Annotated in this window: 12 protein-coding genes and 1 pseudogene; 10 read left to right on the plus strand and 3 right to left on the minus strand. The window is 73.0% G+C overall.

All coding sequences use genetic code 11. The features are described from left to right. The first annotated feature begins 118 nt into the window (after positions 1-118). Positions 119-529, plus strand: a complete 411-nt coding sequence (locus tag ABZV78_RS12250; protein ID WP_355637933.1) for an FxLYD domain-containing protein — start codon at positions 119-121, stop codon at positions 527-529. A 70-nt stretch (positions 530-599) separates the two neighbouring features. Here ABZV78_RS12250 and ABZV78_RS12255 read toward each other — a convergent pair whose 3' ends face one another. Continuing rightward, a complete protein-coding gene (locus tag ABZV78_RS12255; RefSeq protein ID WP_355637935.1) occupies positions 600-3,020 on the minus strand; it encodes a M28 family peptidase in 2,421 nt (806 codons plus the stop codon). 314 nt (positions 3,021-3,334) lie between these two features. Here ABZV78_RS12255 and ABZV78_RS12260 point away from each other — a divergent pair, with 314 nt between their 5' ends. The 7 genes and pseudogenes from ABZV78_RS12260 (at position 3,335) to ABZV78_RS12290 (ending at position 12,068) form a co-directional block, all read left to right on the plus strand. Then, positions 3,335-4,528 (plus strand): fused response regulator/phosphatase, encoded by a 1,194-nt coding sequence (locus ABZV78_RS12260; protein WP_355637976.1) that lies wholly within the window; start codon positions 3,335-3,337, stop codon positions 4,526-4,528. A gap of 82 nt (positions 4,529-4,610) precedes the next feature. Further along, positions 4,611-6,323, plus strand: a pseudogene (locus ABZV78_RS12265) (ATP-binding protein). Continuing rightward, positions 6,320-6,772, plus strand: coding sequence for a response regulator (locus ABZV78_RS12270; RefSeq protein WP_148430840.1), 453 nt, complete (start codon positions 6,320-6,322; stop codon positions 6,770-6,772). Before ABZV78_RS12265 ends, ABZV78_RS12270 begins: the two are co-directional and overlap by 4 nt. Continuing rightward, on the plus strand, positions 6,765-7,574 hold the full coding sequence (locus ABZV78_RS12275; protein WP_355637937.1) for an inositol monophosphatase family protein: 810 nt from the start codon (positions 6,765-6,767) through the stop codon (positions 7,572-7,574). Before ABZV78_RS12270 ends, ABZV78_RS12275 begins: the two co-directional genes overlap by 8 nt. 269 nt (positions 7,575-7,843) lie before the next feature. Further along, positions 7,844-8,809, plus strand: coding sequence for a hypothetical protein (locus tag ABZV78_RS12280; protein ID WP_355637978.1), 966 nt, complete (start codon positions 7,844-7,846; stop codon positions 8,807-8,809). Between the two features lie 35 nt (positions 8,810-8,844). Next, positions 8,845-10,398 carry a fused MFS/spermidine synthase gene (locus ABZV78_RS12285; protein WP_355637939.1) on the plus strand — a complete coding sequence of 518 codons (1,554 nt, stop codon included), beginning with the start codon at positions 8,845-8,847 and terminating at the stop codon, positions 10,396-10,398. Positions 10,399-10,469: 71 nt separating this feature from the next. Next, positions 10,470-12,068 (plus strand): serine/threonine-protein kinase, encoded by a 1,599-nt coding sequence (locus ABZV78_RS12290; RefSeq protein ID WP_355637941.1) that lies wholly within the window; start codon positions 10,470-10,472, stop codon positions 12,066-12,068. Between the two features lie 50 nt (positions 12,069-12,118). Here the strand turns inward: ABZV78_RS12290 and ABZV78_RS12295 are convergent, their stop codons facing one another. Together ABZV78_RS12295 and ABZV78_RS12300 are read right to left on the minus strand one after the other, a co-directional pair. Further along, complete coding sequence (locus tag ABZV78_RS12295) at positions 12,119-12,787, minus strand: TrkA family potassium uptake protein (RefSeq protein WP_355637943.1); 669 nt, start codon at positions 12,785-12,787, stop codon at positions 12,119-12,121. Further along, entirely contained in the window at positions 12,777-14,111 is a 1,335-nt protein-coding gene (locus ABZV78_RS12300) for a potassium transporter TrkG (protein ID WP_355637945.1), read from the minus strand. Before ABZV78_RS12300 ends, ABZV78_RS12295 begins: the two co-directional genes overlap by 11 nt. A 106-nt stretch (positions 14,112-14,217) precedes the next feature. Here ABZV78_RS12300 and ABZV78_RS12305 point away from each other — a divergent pair, with 106 nt between their 5' ends. Then, positions 14,218-15,333 (plus strand): glycerophosphodiester phosphodiesterase, encoded by a 1,116-nt coding sequence (locus tag ABZV78_RS12305; RefSeq protein WP_355637947.1) that lies wholly within the window; start codon positions 14,218-14,220, stop codon positions 15,331-15,333. A 494-nt stretch (positions 15,334-15,827) separates the two neighbouring features. Then, positions 15,828-16,913, plus strand: a complete 1,086-nt coding sequence (locus tag ABZV78_RS12310) for an LPXTG cell wall anchor domain-containing protein (RefSeq protein WP_355637949.1) — start codon at positions 15,828-15,830, stop codon at positions 16,911-16,913. Positions 16,914-17,038 lie beyond the last annotated feature (125 nt).

A 17,038-nucleotide genomic window follows, 5' to 3' on the forward strand; every position in this document is an offset into this window, starting at 1 on the left:
CCGGCCCCGGACGGGTGCCCGGAGGTTTCACGATCGTTCATGAAAGGCACAACGAATGTCGCAGCCGACCCCGACCCCTCAGCCGGGGTACGCCCCCGCGCCCCCGCCGAAGAAGGGGATGTCGACGGGCCTGAAGATCTTCCTCATCATCGCCGGTCTCGCCGTCCTGCTCTGCGGCGGCGGCCTCGTGGCGTGCACCACCCTGGTCGGCAAGGCGGCCGACGACATCAGCAAGGGTCAGGCGGCGAAGGCCGGGCACGTCGAGCTCAAGTCGTGCGAGGCCGAGTCGGCCGGTGACGAGTTCCTGGCGAACGTGAAGTTCGACGTCGAGGTGAACAACACCAGCAAGGACCAGAACACCTACTTCGTCGACGTGTTCGTGCTCGACGCCAAGGGCACCCGGGTGGGTAACTCCACCGCCATCGTCTCCGACGTGCGGCCCGGCCAGAAGGCCGTCGAGGAGGGCATGGTCGTGCTGAGCCAGAAGGTGACCGGCGAGGTCACCTGCAAGATCGACAAGGTCTCCTGACCCGCTGACCGTGGCCCCCGGGCGATCCCCCGGGGGCCACCAGCGACATGGTGGCTCCGGTCGTCGCCGGCTACAGGGGATAGGTCCGGGCCACCGCCAGCATCTCGGAGCTGTGCGAGCCGACGACGCCCACGTCCGCGGGCCGGGCCCGGAACCCGGGCAGCCCGCTCAGCCCGTCGCTGGCGTCCATGGCCCGCAGGTTCACCTGTCCCGCCTTCGGCGCCAGGGTCAGGGTGACCTCGACGCCCTCCGGCGGCGGGGCGTGGAAGACGACGCCGAAGCCCCACCGGCCGTCGCGGGCCTTGACCGGCACGTCCCGCCCGGCCACGGTCGCCGACTTCACCTCGGCGGTGGCCGTGTCCACGTGCAGGGTCAGCAGGCGGACCGTTCGCTGGGGCACCACCCGGACCCGCAGCACCCGCTGGTCGCCCGAGCGAGTGTCGGAGAGCGCCTCCAGCTTCGGGGCGGGGAGGTTCGCTGCCTGCGCCGGCCCGGCCCGCAGTTCCCCGTCACCCAGCCCCGGGAAGTCGTCGGAAACGTCGACCTGCCCGTCCACGTAGCCGTCGGTCCAGGGCTGCGGGTCGCCCTCGTGGCTGAGCCACCGGGCCTTGCCGGTGCCGGCGTCGAGGGCGTACATCAGGTGGGTCGGCACGGGGTGCGCGGCGTCGAAGCGGTCCACGGCCAGGCCGACCCCAGCGAGCACCACGGCGGCGAGCGCGGCGGCGCCGGCCGGCAGCGCGCCGAGCCGGCGGGCCCGCAGCGCACCCAGGCCACGCTGGCCGCCGGCCTGCGGGTGCAGCAGGTCCACCACGGGCAGCGCGGCCAGCCCGAGCAGCACGGCGAAGAGCGCCGCCACGCCACCCATGCCCATGCCGAGCGCCGGGAAGAGCAGCACCACGGTGGGCAGCAGGATCACCACGGCCACCGCGCCGGCCAGGGTCACCGCGACCACGGGCCAGGGGCCGTCCCGCCGGGTGGCCAGCGCCGCGACGCCGGCCACCGCGCCGGCCAGGGCGGGCAGGGTGGTCAGGTACGCGCCGCCGGGCACCAGCACGGCGAGCAGCACCCCGAACAGGGCCAGCCAGACCAGCCCGCCGAAGGCCAGGGCGGCCGGGCCGGCCCAGCGGCGGGTCAGCGCGTACCAGGTGAACAGGATCGCGGCGGCGAGCGCCACCACGGCGAGCCGGTACCAGACCGGGCGGTACGGGTCGAGCAGCTCGGCGTAGCCGGGGCGGATGGTGGTGATCGCGGTCCAGAGCAGCCACGCCCCCAGCGGGGCGGCGACGACCGGCACCAGGGCCAGCCCGGCGCCGGCCGCGAGCCGCCCGGCGGTGGCCCGGCCGCGCCGACGCAGCAGCCAGCCGAGCGCGCCGACCGCGAGCAGGGCGGCGAGCGCCAGCGGCAGGGTCAGCCAGCCGGGGTAGCGGACCAGCCCGCCGGGCACCGGGAAGTAGGTGTCGTCGTGGCCGGAGCGCAGGTCGCGCAGGTCGGTCCGGCCGAACTCGCGGGCCAGGCCGAGGGCGTTGTCGCCGTGCATCTGGAGGCTGCCCCGGTTCATGGCCGCCGGCACGTCGAGCGGGGTGTGGTAGACCGCGCCCCCGTCGATGTACGCCGAGTTCAGCCCGACGAACCGCTGGTCGAGGAAGGCCGTGAAGTCGGTGTCGTTGGGCAGCGCCCGGTAGATCTCCACCGCGAACGAGGTGCCCACCGGGTGCGGGGCGGCCCGGCCGAAGGCCTCCACCAGCTTCGCGTTGTTCCGGGACGTCTCGAACATGATCACCGGGCCGGTGGAGCCGCGCGCCTCCAGGTTGAGCACCACGCCGCCGTCGGCGGCCAGCGGGTGGTCGGCGGCGAAGCCGGCGGCTCCGCACAGGCACGCCTCCTCCGCGTCGGTGAGCACGAGGACCACGTCGTTGCGGGGGCGCGGGCCGGCGGCCAGCGCCCGGGCCACCTCCAGGATCGTGGACGTGCCGGCGGCGTCGTCGTTGCCGCCCGGCCCGGACTGCACCGAGTCGTAGTGGGCCACCAGGAAGACCCGCCCGGTCGGGTCGGTTCCGGGCAGCCGGGCCACCACGTTGCGCACCCGGGCCAGGGTCGCGCCGCCGGCCGCCCCGCTGAGCTGCCCGGCCTCCGGGGCCACGGCGTCCTGCACCTCGGTCTCCAGGCCCAGCCCGCGCAGCACGCCCACGACGTGCTCGCGGACCTGGTCGTTGGCGGCGCTGCCGGCCACGTGCGGCCGCGCCGCGATGACCTTGACGTTCTGGTACGCCCGCTCGGCGCTGAACGCGTCCGCGGGCGCGTCGGCGGGACGGGGTGCCGGGGTGGCCAGGTCGACCAGGACGCCGGCGCCCACGGCGAGCAGCGCGGCGAGCGCGGCGAGCGCGGCGGGCAGCCGCCGGCGCGGCCGGGCCAGCGCCCGGTCGGCCGGTCGGGCGGGAGGAACCGGCCGGGCCGGCGCGCGGTCGGCGGGGCGGGTGGGGGGTACGCCCACGGGTGACTCCTCGGGGTGCTTCGGGGGTGGCCATCATCCTGCACCCCCGCGGCCTGCGGCGGCACTCCCACCGGCCGGTGTGATCCCGGCCGGACACCGGTCGCGGCGTAACATCGGGCGTCGGCCGTGCCGCTGTCCGTTGGGCGGGTTTGCCCGCTCCGCCCGCGCCGACTTCGCTCGTGTTGTGTGCGACCGTCGTCTGATAAAGGATCAGCGGGCCACTCGGAAGGAGCCCCGACATCACCAGCGAACTCCCGCGACTCGCGGCGGTGACCCGGCCGCACCGGGGGACCGGCCTGCCCGGCGCCCCCGTCGTGCCGCAGGCCGGGCTCGGGCGACACGTCGGCGTGCCGCCCGGCGAGCGGCTGCGGGTCCTGCTGGTCGAGGACGACGAGGGTGACGCCTTCCTGGTCGGCGAGCTGCTCGCCGAGACCAACTCGATGATCGACCTGCTGGTCGCCACCAGTCTCAGCGAGGCCCGGCAGCGGGTGATGGGGGTCGACTGCGTCCTGCTCGACCTGGGCCTGCCCGACGCGCAGGGCCTGGACGGGCTGCGCCAGGTGCTGGAGATGGCCAGCGGGGCGGCGGTCTGCGTGCTCACCGGCCGCTCCGACGAGCACCTGGGCATCGTCGCGGTCGCCGAGGGCGCGCAGGACTACCTGGTCAAGGGGCAGGTCGACGGGGTCCTGCTGACGCGGGCGCTGCGCTACGCGGTGGAGCGCAAGCGGGCCGACGAGAACGCCCGCCGGCTGCGCGAGGTGGAGCTGCGCCAGGCCGAGTCGGCGCGCCTGGAGCGCGGCCTGCTGCCGCAGCCGCTGATGACCACCGACCAGGTGTCGGTGCACACCTTCTACCGCCCCGGCCGGCACGCCGCGCTGATCGGCGGCGACTTCTACGACGTGGTGCAGACCCGGCCGGACCGGATCGACCTGATCGTCGGCGACGTCTGTGGCCATGGCGTGGACGAGGCCGCCCTGGGCGTCGAGCTGCGGGTCGCCTGGCGGGCCCTGGTCCTGGCCGGGGTGCCGGACGACGAGGTGCTGCCCGCGCTGGAGCAGGTGCTGATGAGCGAGCGCCGGCTCCAGGAGATCTTCGCCACGGTGGCCACCGTCCGGCTCGACCTGGCGGCCAACCGGGCCACCGTGCGACTCGCCGGTCATCCGCCGCCGCTGCTGCTCAGCGGGGGTAAGGTCGCCCCGGTGCCGGCCCGGGGCGGTCTGCTGCTCGGCGTACGGCCCCGCCGGCCTGTTGCCTTCGACCTGGAGTTCGACACCGATGACTGGTCCCTGCTGATGTACACCGACGGCCTCATCGAGGGTCGGGTGGGCAGCGGAGACGACCGGCTGGACGTGCCGGGGCTGACCGACCTGCTCGCCGACCCCGCCAACCGCGCGGTGCCCCTGGCCGAGCTGCCCGCCTGGCTGGTCGGCCGGGCCGAGCAGCTCAACGGCGGCCCGCTCGCCGACGACGTGGCCATGCTGCTGCTCACCCGCGGGGGTGGCCGGTGAGCGCGAGGAGTGAGCCGATTTTGCGAGCACCGCAGTCGCGAACGGAGACTGTGCTGTGAGGGCGTACCAGCAGGGGTGGACTTTGCGGCGGCGGGTCGGCGCGCTGCTCGGCGTGGTGCTGGTGCTGCTGCTCGGGCTGGCCGCGGCCGAGGCGACCCTCGCCGCCAAGAACCAGCAGAACATCGACGCGGTGCTGCTCAAGACCGGCCCGCTGCGGGTCCAGGCGCAGGAGCTGATGAGCGCCCTGCTCGACCAGGAGACCGCCGTCCGCGGGTACGCGGTGAACGCCGACCGCAACGACCTGGAGCCCTACCAGGACGGCCAGCAACGCGAGCGGGACACCGTCGCCGAGATGAGGAAGCTCGCCGTCGACTACCCCGACGTGCTGCGCGAGGTGGGTGTCGTCGAGCAGCGGGCGGCGCAGTGGCGGGTCGACGTCGCCGAGCCGGTGATCACCACCACCGAGCGCAGCGGCCCGTCCGCCGGCCAGGCGCTGATCACCGACCAGACCCGGCAGCAGTTCGACGGCATCCGGTCCGCGGTGGACACCCTCCAGGGCGAGATCCTGGAGGTCCGGCAGAAGACCGCCGACAAGGTCAACGCGACCAGCAACGTGCTGGTGGTGCTCCTGATCATCGCGGCCCTGGTGGTGGCGGTGGCCGGCGCGGTCCTGCTGCTCTCGCTGGACCGGATGCTGATCCGGCCGCTGGCCGGCCTGGTCGGCCAGGTGCGCGAGGTCGCCTCGGGTGACTACCGGCACCACATCGAGGGGTCCGGCCCGCCGGAGTTCCGCCTGCTCGCCGACGACATTGACCTCATGCGGCAGAAGATCGCCCGAGAGCTGGACGAGGTACGCGAGGCGCGGGAGCGCATCGAGTGGGTCAACAGCCAACTCCAGAAGCAGGCCGAGGAGCTCACCCGCTCCAACCGTGACCTGGAGCAGTTCGCGTACGTCGCCTCGCACGACCTCCAGGAGCCGCTGCGCAAGGTGGCCAGCTTCTGTCAGCTCCTCCAGCGGCGCTACTCTGGCCAGCTCGACGAGCGGGCCGACCAGTACATCGCGTTCGCGGTGGACGGCGCGCAGCGGATGCAGCGGCTGATCAACGACCTGCTCGCGTTCTCCCGGATCGGCCGGCTCACCACGGGCTTCACCGAGGTCGACATGAACAAGGTGATGGGCGACGTGGCCGGGCAGACCGAGGCGGCCCGGCAGTACGCCGACGCCGAGCTGACCTGGGACCGGCTGCCGGTGATCCGCGGCGAGGAGCCGCTGCTGACCAACCTGCTGGCCAACCTGGTCAGCAATTCGATCAAGTTCCGCCGCCCCGACGTGCCGCCGAGGGTGCACGTCTCGGCCCGACTGGTCGACGACGAGTGGGAGATCAGCTGCCGGGACAACGGCATCGGGATCGAACCGGAGTTCGCCGACAAGATCTTCGTGATCTTCCAGCGGCTGCACTCCAAGGACGCCTACCCGGGCACCGGCATCGGGCTGGCCATCGTCAAGAAGATCGTGGAGTACCACGGCGGCCGGGTCTGGGTGGACACCGACACCCCGGAGGGCACCACGATCCGGTTCACCCTTCCCGCCCTGCCCGAGGACGTCGAGGCGGCGCGGGCGGCGGAGCCGGCCGGGGATGAGGAGTCGACCGGGGACGGGGCGGCGACCGGGGACGGCGCCGAGGACGCCGCGGTGAGCGCGGCCCGGCAGCCGGACGGCGCGGCACGGGAAGAGGCGCCCGAGGGGGCGGCCCGAGACGGTACAACGGGTGGCATGAAGGAGACGGTGGGATGACCGCGCCGGCGGACGGCAAGAGCCCGATCGAGGTCCTGCTCGTCGAGGACGACCCGGGCGACGTGCTGATGACCCAGGAGGCGTTCGAGGAGCACAAGCTCCGCAACCGCCTCACGGTCGTCTCGGACGGCGCCGAGGCGCTGGCCTACCTGCGCCGGGAGGGCCAGTACGCGGACGCGGTGACCCCCGACCTGGTCCTGCTCGACCTGAACCTGCCCCGGCGGGACGGCCGTGAGGTGCTGGCGGAGATCAAGAACGACGAGCAGCTCTGCCGGATCCCGGTCGTGGTGCTCACCACCTCCCAGGCCGACGAGGACATCCTGCGCAGCTACCAGCTGCACGCCAACGCCTACGTGACCAAGCCGGTGGACTTCGAGCGCTTCATCTCGGTGGTCCGCCAGATCGACGAGTTCTTCGTCAGCGTGGTCAAGCTGCCGCCGCGTGGCTGACCCGCTGCTGGACGAGGTCGGCGCGCTGCTGCGGGAGGCCGCGGCCGACGTCGTGGTGCCGCTGTTCCGCCGCCTCGACGACGCCGACATCTCCGAGAAGGCGCCCGGCGAGGTGGTCACCGTCGCGGACCGGAAGGCCGAGGCGCTGATCTCCGCCGGGCTGCGGCGGCTGCGCCCCGACTCCGTGGTGGTCGGCGAGGAGGCGGTCGCCGAGGACCCGTCCCTGCTGCGGCACCTGCGCGGCGAAGGGGACGTCTGGCTGGTCGACCCGGTGGACGGCACCTCCAACTTCGCCGCCGGCCGGCGCCCGTTCGCCCTGATGGTGGCGCTGCTGACCGACGGGGCGCCGGTCGCCTCGTGGGTCTACGACCCGCTGGACGGCACGATGGCCACCTGCCGGGTCGGCGACGGCACCCGGCTGGACGGCACGCCGGTGCGCACGGCCGGGCGCGACCCGGCGGTGGGCGCGCTGCGCGGCACCGCCATGACCCGCTTCCTGCCCCCGGACTTCCGGCGCAGCGTGGAGGCGGGCGGCGAGCGGCTCGGCGAGCTGCTGCCCGGCCAGCACTGCGCGGGCCGGGAATACCTGGACGTACTCACCGGCGCGCAGCAGTTCGTGCTCTTCTGGCGCACCCTGCCCTGGGACCATGCCCCCGGCACGCTGCTGGTCCGGGAGGCCGGCGGCGTGGCCCGCCGGTTCGACGGCACCGACTACCACCCGGCCGACGAGGGCCGGGGCCTGCTGGTCGCGGCCAGCGAGGAGATCTGGGACGAGGTCCGGGCCGCCCTGCTGGGCGGCTGAGCGTGCGGTCCGCGACGGCTCCGGCACGGTCCGTGGACGATCGGCGTCCGCCGAGGTCGGGGGCATGGCGCGGAGCGCGCGGTCCGGTATCGTGACCGGCGGTCTCCGCCAGCAGGCCGCCGCCCGGCGCCGGTGGAGCCGCCGCCGCGCAAGGTCGAATCGGGGGGGCCGGCGGTCGACGGAAGGACCTCTACGTGCCCAGGACCAGGCTCACCAGCCGGCCCGTCCGCCGGTCACTGCTCGCCCTGCTCGCCGCGACGGCCGTGCTGCTGGGCGCCGGTCTCGCCCCGGCCGGGGCGGCCGCCGCCGCGCCCACCCCGAGCGCCCCGAACGAGGGTGGCAGCAAGCAGCTCCGGGCGGCCCTGGAGGCGGCGGCGAAGGGCCACATCGAGGCCAAGAACCGGCTCGACAATTCCAAGCGCCGCCAGGCGGCGCTGACCGGCCAGCTCAAGCAGCTCGAGGTGCGCCTGGTCGAGCTGTCCGCGCAGGTCGGCGAGGTGGCCTCGCAGTCCTATCGGTTCGGCCGGCTGACCCCGACGTCGATGCTGCTGGCCAGCTCCGACCCGGACGCGTTCCTCCAGCGGGCGGCCGAGCTCGACATGATGGCCCAGCGGGACAGCAGGCGCCTGCACGATCTCACCGAGGCGAAGGCCCAGGCCGCCGAGGCCAAGGTGGCCATCGACACCGAGGTCCGGGAGCAGCAGAAGCAGCTCGCCGTGCTGGCCAAGAAGAAGCGGGACGCCGAGGTGGCGCTCGCCAAGGTCAGCTCCGGCTCCGGCTCCGGTTTCAGCGGCAGCTCGTCGTCGGCCAAGCCGGCGCCGCGCAACCCGGACGGCTCGTGGCCGTCGGAGTCCTGCTCGGTGAACGACCCGACGCCGGCCGACGGCTGCATCACCCCGCGCACCCTGCACATGCTCCAGCAGGCCCAGGCGGCCGGCTACAAGCGCTACGCCTCCTGCCACCGCAGCGGCGGGGACGGCGAGCACCCCAAGGGCCGGGCCTGCGACTTCGCCGCCGCCACCGGCGGCTTCGAGGACGTCTCCGCCACGGGCGGCGACAAGGCGTACGGGGACAGCCTGGCCAGCTGGGCCAAGAACAACGCGAGCCGGCTCGGCATCATGTACGTCATCTGGTACCGGCAGATCTGGATGCCGAACACCGGCTGGCGGTCGTACAGCGGGGGTGGCAGTCCCGCCGCGGACCACACAAACCATGTTCACATCTCGATGTATTGACGCGTCCGCCGGGAACGCTGCGTAGCATCGCCACGGTGAGCAGCACATCGTCCGACGTCGTCGCGGAGCCGGCGCCGAACGCGCCGGTCCCGCCTCGGGCTCTGCCGAACGGGCTCGCCGCGTTCCTGGTCTTCCTCTCCAGCGGGGCGGTGCTGGTGCTGGAGACGGTCTCGCTCCGCCTGGTCGGCCCGTACGTCGGGGTGACCCTCCAGGTGACCAGCTCGGTGATCGGCATGGCGCTGGGCGCCATCGCATACGGGGCGTGGATGGGCGGCTGGCTGGCGGACCGGCGGGATCCGCGTTCCCTGCTCGCCCCGGCCCTGGTGCTGGCCGGCATCGCCACCGCGGTCACCCTGCCCGTGGTCCGCTACGCCGGTGAGGCGCTGCGCGGCGGCGCGGCGAGCGCGGTGCTCCTGCTGACCGCGCTGGCGGTGCTGCTGCCGGCGGCGCTGCTTGCCGGGGTCACCCCGCTGGTGGTGAAGCTCCAGCTCGCCGACCTGCGCCGCACCGGGCAGGTGGTCGGCCGGCTCTCCGGTATCGGCACGCTGGGCGGCATCACGGCCACCCTGGCCACCGGCTTCGTGCTGGTGGCGGCGCTGCCCAGCACGGTGATCGTGCTGGCGCTGGCCGGCGTGCTGGGGGTGACCGGGCTGGTGCTCGGGGCGTACCTGCGCCGGGGGGCGGGGACGGCGCTGCCCGGTCCGACCCGGGCCAAGGCCGCCCTGGCGGTGCTCGGCCTGGCCGGGGCCGGTCTCTCCGCGGTCGCCCCGAACCCGTGCGACGTGGAGACCGCGTACCACTGCGCCCGGGTCGAGGTGGACGGGCAGTGGACCCAGGGCCGGACGCTCTATCTCAACTCGGCCGAGCACTCGTACGTGGACCTGGCCGACCCCACCCGCCTGAAGTACGCGTACACCCAGTGGATCGGCCTGGTCGCGGACCTGGCCCGGCCGGCGAAGCAGCGGATGGACGCGCTGCACCTGGGCGGCGGCGGCTTCACCATGCCGCGCTACCTGGCGGCGACCCGACCGGGCAGCGACAACCTGGTCTTCGAGATCGACGGCGGCCTGGTCGAGCTGGACCGGCGTGAGCTGGGCGTGCGCACCGGGCCGCAGCTGCGCGCCCGGGTGGGGGACGCCCGGGTGCTGCTCGGGGCCGAGCCCAGCGACAGCCGCGACTTCGTCGTCGGCGACGCCTTCGGTCACCTGGTGGTGCCCTGGCACCTGGCCACCCGGGAGATGGCCGCCGACATCCGCCGGGTGCTCCGCCCGGACGGCATCTACGTGCAGAACGTCATCGACTACCCGCCGGGCCGGTTCATCCGGGCCGAGCTGGCCACCGTGGCCGCCGAGTTCCGCCACGTCGCGCTGATCGCCCCGCCCGGTGCGATCGCCGGGCAGCACGGCGCGAACTTCCTCATCGTGGCCTCCGACGCGCCGCTGCCGCTGGCCGGGATTCCGGCGCAGCTGCGGCTGCTCCCGGAGCCGGCGCAGTTGCTCGACGGTGCGAAGGTGGCCGCGTTCGTCGGGGACGCGAAGGCGCTCACCGACGACTACGCGCCGGTGGACCAGCTCCTGGCGACCGCCTGAACGGGTGATTTCGTTGACCGATTTCGACCCACCAGGTGTACGGGGGCCAACCCCGGGCAACTGGACCGACCATGGGTGCAGCGGTCAGGAACGGCGCGCAGCTGCTCGGTGAGCGGTATCGGCTGGTCGAGCAGCTCGGCGCGGGGGGCATGTCGGTCGTCTGGCGCGGCTACGACGAGGTGCTCGGCCGGCAGGTGGCGATCAAGGTGCTCGCCTCGCGGCTGGCGAGCGACAAGGCGTTCCGGCATCGGATCCGGATCGAGGCGCAGGCCGCCGCGCGGCTCTGCCACCCCAACATCACCAATGTGTACGACTACGGCGAGTCCGAGCAGGTCGGGCTGACCGTCCCGTACGTGGTGATGGAGCTGGTCGACGGCGGGCCGCTGAGCAGCCGGCTCGGGCGGGGCGGGCAGCTGCCCTGGCGGGAGGCCGTGACGATCGGCGCCGAGGTGGCGTCGGCGCTGGCCACCGCGCACGCCCGGGGCGTGGTGCACCGGGACGTGACCCCCGGCAACGTCATGCTCACCCCGACCGGGGTGAAGGTCGTCGACTTCGGCATCTCGGCGCTGGTGGGGGAGAGCGAGAAGGGCCCGGACGGCGCGCTGCTCGGCACCCCGGCCTACCTGGCGCCGGAGCGGCTGGACAACGGCCAGGTCTCCCCGGCCACCGACGTCTACGCGGTCGGCCTGCTGCTCTACCGGATGCTCACCGGCCGGCTGCCCTGGCAGGCCAGCACCACCACCCAGATGCTCCGCGCCCACATGTACAACGATCCGGACCCGATGCCCCCGGTGGTGGGCCTCCCCGACGAGGTGGCCGAGCTGGTCCGGCGCTGCCTGGCCAAGCGCCCGGAGGACCGCCCGGCCACCGCCGAGGTGGCCCGTACGCTCGCCGAGGCGGCGGGGATCGCGGCGATCGTGCCGGTCTCCCCGGCGCTCGGCCAGTTCGACCCGGCGCTGATGGAGAACGCGGGCACCACCATCCTGCCCTGGTCCACGGCCACCGACGCGCTGCCCTTCTCGGCCGTCCGCACCCGCACCCGGCGGGCCGCGGCCCGCCGGCGGAAGGTGGAGGCCGGGGTGGCCGCCGCCGGTCTGATCGCGGTCACCGCGACCCTGTGGGGAGTGACCTCGAAGAGCCCGGCCAGCGGCGGGGTGGAGCCGACCGAGGCGCGGATGGGGCTGCCCGAGCCGATCCCGTGCGCCGTCGACTACGTGCTCCGCCGGGACTCCGGCAAGGACTTCACCGCGGACCTGACCCTCACCAACATCGGCACCCGCGAGCTGCGCGACTGGACCATGAGCTTCACCTTCCCCGGCAAGCAGACGGTCCGCGCGGCCCAGCCGGCGGTACGCCAGCAGGGGAGCACGGTGCTGCTCCAGCCGCCGGCCACCGACGCCGCGCTGGCCCCGGGCGCCTCGAAGAAGGTCTCGTTGACCGGCAGCTACACCGGGGGCAACCCGCTGCCGGTGGAGTTCAAGATCGGGGAGAGCACCTGCGGCGTGCAGGTGTCCGGTGTCGCCGGGTCGGCGCCGACCACCGCGCCACCCACCAAGGCACCCCCGAAGGCGCCCGCCAAGGCGCCGGCGAAGACCGCCCCGAAGACCGCCAAGGCCATACCCGACAAGTCCGGCAAGGGCCGGGAGAGTGGCAAGGGAAAAGGCAGGTAGACCGGTCGAAGGGGGGTGGGCACGGCGACAAGGGCAGGAAGAAGTGACGGTCAGCCCAGCGCGGCGAACTGCTGCACCCGGCCGATCGGTCCCTCCACGATGAGCACGCTGTCCGGCTGGATGACGGTGTCCGGGCCGGCGTAGCGGAACGGCTCGCCGGGCAGCTTGGCGCCGACCACCATCACCCCGTACCGCTCGGTCGGGGTCAGCTCGCGCAGCGACCGGCCGACCAGCGAGGCGGGCACGCGGACCTTGGCGATGGCGAAGTCGTCGCCGAACTCGATGAAGTCGAGCATCCGGCTGACGATCAGGTGCGCGACCCGTTCGCCGGTCTCCGCCTCCGGGAAGATCACGTGGTGCGCGCCCACCGAGTGCAGGATCTTCGCGTGCTTCTCCGAGGTGGCCCGCGCCCAGATCTGCGGGATCTTCAACTCGGTCAGGGCCAGCACGGTCAGCACGCTCGCCTCGACCGAGGCGCCGATCGCCACCACCACCCGCCCGAAGTCCGCGACGCCCAGTTGGCGCAGCACGCTCTCCTCGGTGGTGTCCGCCTGCACCACCCGGTCCAGCCGGGACGCCCAGCGCTGCACCCGTTCCTGCTCGTGGTCGATGGCGAGCACGTCCTGGTCGAGTTGCAGCAGTGAGCCGGCGAGCCGGGAGCCGAACCGGCCCAGGCCGATCACCACGACGCTGTTGTCGTCCGTCCTCCTAGCCGACAATGGGTTGCTCCTCCGGGTAGCGGTACAGGTGTCGCCGGGTGTTCAACGCGATCGCGGACCCGAGGGTGAGCGGGCCGACCCGGCCGATGAACATGAGCACGATGAGCACGTACTGGCCGGGTTGGGAGAGCTGCGGGGCGAGGCCGGTGGAGAGACCCGTGGTGCTGAACGCGGAGGTCACCTCGAAGAGCGCGGCGAAGTTGCGCACGTCGTCGGTGAACAGGATCAGCAGGATGGTGCCGAGGCCGACCAGCGCCACGCTGAGCAGTGACACCGTGATCGCCTGGCGCTGGCTGGCCGTGGCCACCCGGCGGCCGCCCACGTTCACGTCCGGCTCGCCGCGCAGCTCGGCCCAGATCACGAAGGCGAGCAGGAAGAACGTGGACACCTTGATGCCGCCCGCGGTGCTGGCGCTGCCGCCGCCGATGAACATCAACACGATGAGCAGCGGGTAGCTCTCCTCGGCCAGCCGGTCCGTGTTGATCACGTCGAAACCGCCGGTGCGGCTCAGCGCGATCTGGGTGAACGACGCCAGCACCTTGCCGCCCGCGTCGTAGGTGCCGATGGTGGCCGAGTTGGTCCACTCGGCGAGCAGCAGGAACCCGAAGCCCAGCCCGATCAGCACGACGCTGCCCCAGATGGTCAGCTTGGTGGCGATCGCCCAGCGACTCGGCTTGCGCCACTCCCGGACCGCCTCGAACAGCGCCGGGAAGCCGAGACCGCCGACGATCGCGCCCAGGCCGAGCGGCAGTGCCACCCAGGGGTCGCGCGAGAAGGCGACCAGGCCGTCCGAGTAGAGGGTGAAGCCGCCGTTGTTGAACGCCTGGATCGCGTGAAAGCCGGAGAACCAGAGCGCCTGCCCCGGTGGATAGTCGTAGACCAGCCAGAGCCGGCCGGTGATCAGCGCGGTCATCACCGCCTCGGTGGCGAAGACCGTCGCGACGATCCGGACCAGCAGCCAGCGGACGTCCCCGAGGCCGAACTCGGCGGTCTCGGCCTGCACCAGCAGCCGGTTGCGCAGGCCGAGCTGCCGGGAGACCACCAGGATCACCAGCGCCGCGACAGTCAGGATGCCCAGGCCGCCCAGCTGGGTGAGCACGGTGATCATGACCAGGCCGAAGTCGTTCCAGTAGTTCGGCGTGTCATTAACGGCGAGGCCGGTGACCGAGACCGCCGAGGTCGAGGTGAACAGCGCCGTGACGAACGGGGTGTAGCGGCTCTCGCTGGTGGCCCAGGGCAGCATCAGCAGGCCGGTGCCGAGCAGGATCACCGCCAGGAACCCGAACGGCACCAGCCGTACGGGGTTCCGGAGCAGGCGGCGCACCAGGTCATCTTCCGTCCGGAGATTCACCGGCAGGTCAGGAACCGACCAACTGCCCGTCAACCGCACCCGGTCTGCTGTGGGCATCCCTCGACGACAGGAGACGGCGTTGCGACGTACCCTTTCCGCCCTCGGTGTGGCCGGCGCGCTGCTCGCGGCGGCCGTGGTGGCCCCGGCGGTGGCCGCCCAGGCCGACCCGGAGCCCGGCGCCGAGCGGGCCCGCGCGGTCCAGCGGCCCATCGTGATCGGCCACCGCGGTGCCAGCGGCTACCGTCCGGAGCACACCCTGGAGGCCTACCGGCTCGCCATCCGCCAGGGCGCCGACTTCATCGAGCCGGACCTGGTCTCGACGAAGGACGGCGTGCTGGTCGCCCGGCACGAGAACGAGATCTCGGGCACCACCGACGTGGCCGCCCACCCGGAATTCGCCGCCCGGAAGGCGACGAAGACCATCGACGGGGTCAAGGTCACCGGCTGGTTCACCGAGGACTTCACGCTGGCCGAGCTGAGGACGCTGCGCGCCAAGGAGCGGCTGCCCCAGGTACGGGTGGCCAACACCGCCTTCGACGGGAAGTTCCAGGTGCCGACCTTCCAGGAGGTCATCGACCTGGCCCGCGCCGAGTCGAAGGCCCGGGGCCGGACCATCGGCGTCTACCCGGAGACCAAGCACCCCAGCTACTTCGCCGCCATCGGGCTGGCGCTGGAGGAGCCGCTGGTCGCCACGCTCAAGGCCAACAAGCTGACCCACCGCGACGACCCGGTCTTCGTGCAGAGCTTCGAGACGGCCAACCTGCGCAAGCTCGACGGGATGATCGACGTGCGGCTGGTGCAGCTCATGGACGCGGCCGGCGCGCCCTACGACTTCACCGCCGCCGGTGACCCACGCGGCTACGCGGACCTGGCCACTGCGGCCGGCCTGGCCTGGGTGGCGACCTACGCCGACGGCGTCGGCCTCAACAAGAACCTGATCGTGCCCCGGGACGCCGCCGGCAAGCTGCTCGCGCCGACCTCGGTGATCCGCGATGCGCACCGGGTGAAGCTGCTGGTGCACGCCTGGACCTTCCGCGCCGAGAACCAGTTCCTGCCGGTCGACTTCCGGATCGGCGCCGACCCGAACGCCCGCGGCGACATCACCGCCGAGTACGAGCTCTTCTACGGCCTGGGCCTGGACGGCGCTTTCGCCGACCAGCCGGACACGGCTGTGGCGGCGCGCGCGGGGCTCTGACCGGCGTCCGCGCCGGGGCGGCTCGGGGCCCCGGCGCGGCGCCTCTCCCGACGTGGGGTGACCGGCTGCGGCCGGCCACCCCACGCGCCTTTCCGGTTCGCGGGGCCTTCGTGGGGTGGCCGTGGGGGGTGTCGGCGGTCGCGGCGGTGGCCGGGCGTGGTCCTGCCGCGCGCTACGAACTTGATGACGTGGATGGATCGGGCGAGGTCGGGGTGTCCTCGCGGGAGCCTTTCGAGCTGATGTCGGGAGCGACTCAGGACCGATCGGCTGAGTCAGCGCGCGGCAGGTGAGTGGTTGAGTCGTCCACGACATCAAGTTTGTAGGCGTCGGCGAGTCACTTGCGGCGGTGGGGGACGTTCCACCGTCCGAGGGAATCGTGTCTGCTTTGCGTTACATGTCCGGTTCATGCTCGTTTCGACCCGTGTCAAGGATCCACGACACGGGGGATGTACATGAGAAAGACCTCTGCGCCGAGCAGGCGAGCAAGCATCGGCGTGCGCTTGGGAGCTTTCGGGTTGCTGGCCGGCGCCCTGCTGCTGGGTGGCACGCCGGCCCTGGCCGCCCAGGCCATCAGCATCGATCCGGACGACGTGCCGACGAGGGCGGCGGACGCTCCCCAGTTCTGCTATCCGGGCGGCGGGCCCTTCCCGGACGAGGAGACCTGGGTGTTCGACCTCTCCGGCGACCCGCAGACCAGCGGCGTCTTCCAGTCGCTGTCGACGACCTTCACCACACCGGGCGGCACCGTCACGCGGCGGATCCCCGGCTCGCCGAACAGCGAGATCGTCGACTTCGAGGGCGTGAGCCGGGCCTTCATCCGGCTGCCGGCCGACTGGACGCTCACCGGCGCCACCGCGATGATCTCGGGGACCGCCGAGAACTTCGTGCTCGCCCACACCTGCGCCGCCTCCGACGCCCCCGGGGATCCCGGGGATCCGGGCGACCCAGGGGATCCGGGCGACCCAGGGGACCCGGGATATCCGGGGGACCGGCAGGTCAGCCTGTCGATCGACAAGAAGGCGCGGGTCGAGTCGGACTGCCACAAGAAGTGTGCGAACGACGGCTTCGCAGCGAAGGGCGACAAGATCTTCTACACCTACCGGGTGGCGAACACCGGAACCGTGAAGATCACCAAGGTCGGGGTGCACGACCCGACCGCCGGCTACGTGCACTGCAACAGCACCACGCTGGCGCGAGGCACCAGCACCGACTGCCACGCCGTCAAGCCGTACGTGGTGAGCTGGGCCGACGTCAAGAAGGGCAAGGTGGTCAACACCGCTCGGGCGACCGGCAAGTACGGCGACCGGAAGGTCGTCTCCGACCCGGCCACCGTCACGATCTGCATTCGGGACGGCAAGTTCGACCACCGCAAGCACGGCAAGGACGACAAGGACCACGAGGACGGCTGGGACGGTAAGGACGACAAGGGTGGCTGGGACGGCAAGGGCGGTAAGCCCGAGCTGCCGGTCACCGGCGACAGCATGGCCCAGACCCTCTCCCTGGGTGGCGGCCTGCTGGCGGCCGGCGGGCTCCTGATCGGGCTCAGCCGGATGCGCCGGAAGGCACGCCTCGAGCTCTGACCCGTAGCCCATGGCAGCGGCCCGGCGGAACGCTCCGCCGGGCCGCCGCGCGTCCCGGGATCGATGGCGGGACGCGACACAGCGGCGTGCCGCCCGGTGGTGCCGGCGGCCACCGGGCACGGGGC

The sequence above is a fragment of the Micromonospora sp. NPDC004540 genome (assembly GCF_040610095.1).
Taxonomy (GTDB): domain Bacteria; phylum Actinomycetota; class Actinomycetes; order Mycobacteriales; family Micromonosporaceae; genus Micromonospora.

Bases quoted from the DNA above. Each gene is read 5' to 3' on its own strand.
- ABZV78_RS12250 (WP_355637933.1), top strand. From the start codon at position 119: ATGTCGACGGGCCTGAAGATCTTCCTCATCATCGCCGGTCTCGCCGTC.
- ABZV78_RS12270 (WP_148430840.1), top strand. From the start codon at position 6,320: ATGACCGCGCCGGCGGACGGCAAGAGCCCGATCGAGGTCCTGCTCGTC.
- ABZV78_RS12290 (WP_355637941.1), top strand. From the start codon at position 10,470: ATGGGTGCAGCGGTCAGGAACGGCGCGCAGCTGCTCGGTGAGCGGTAT.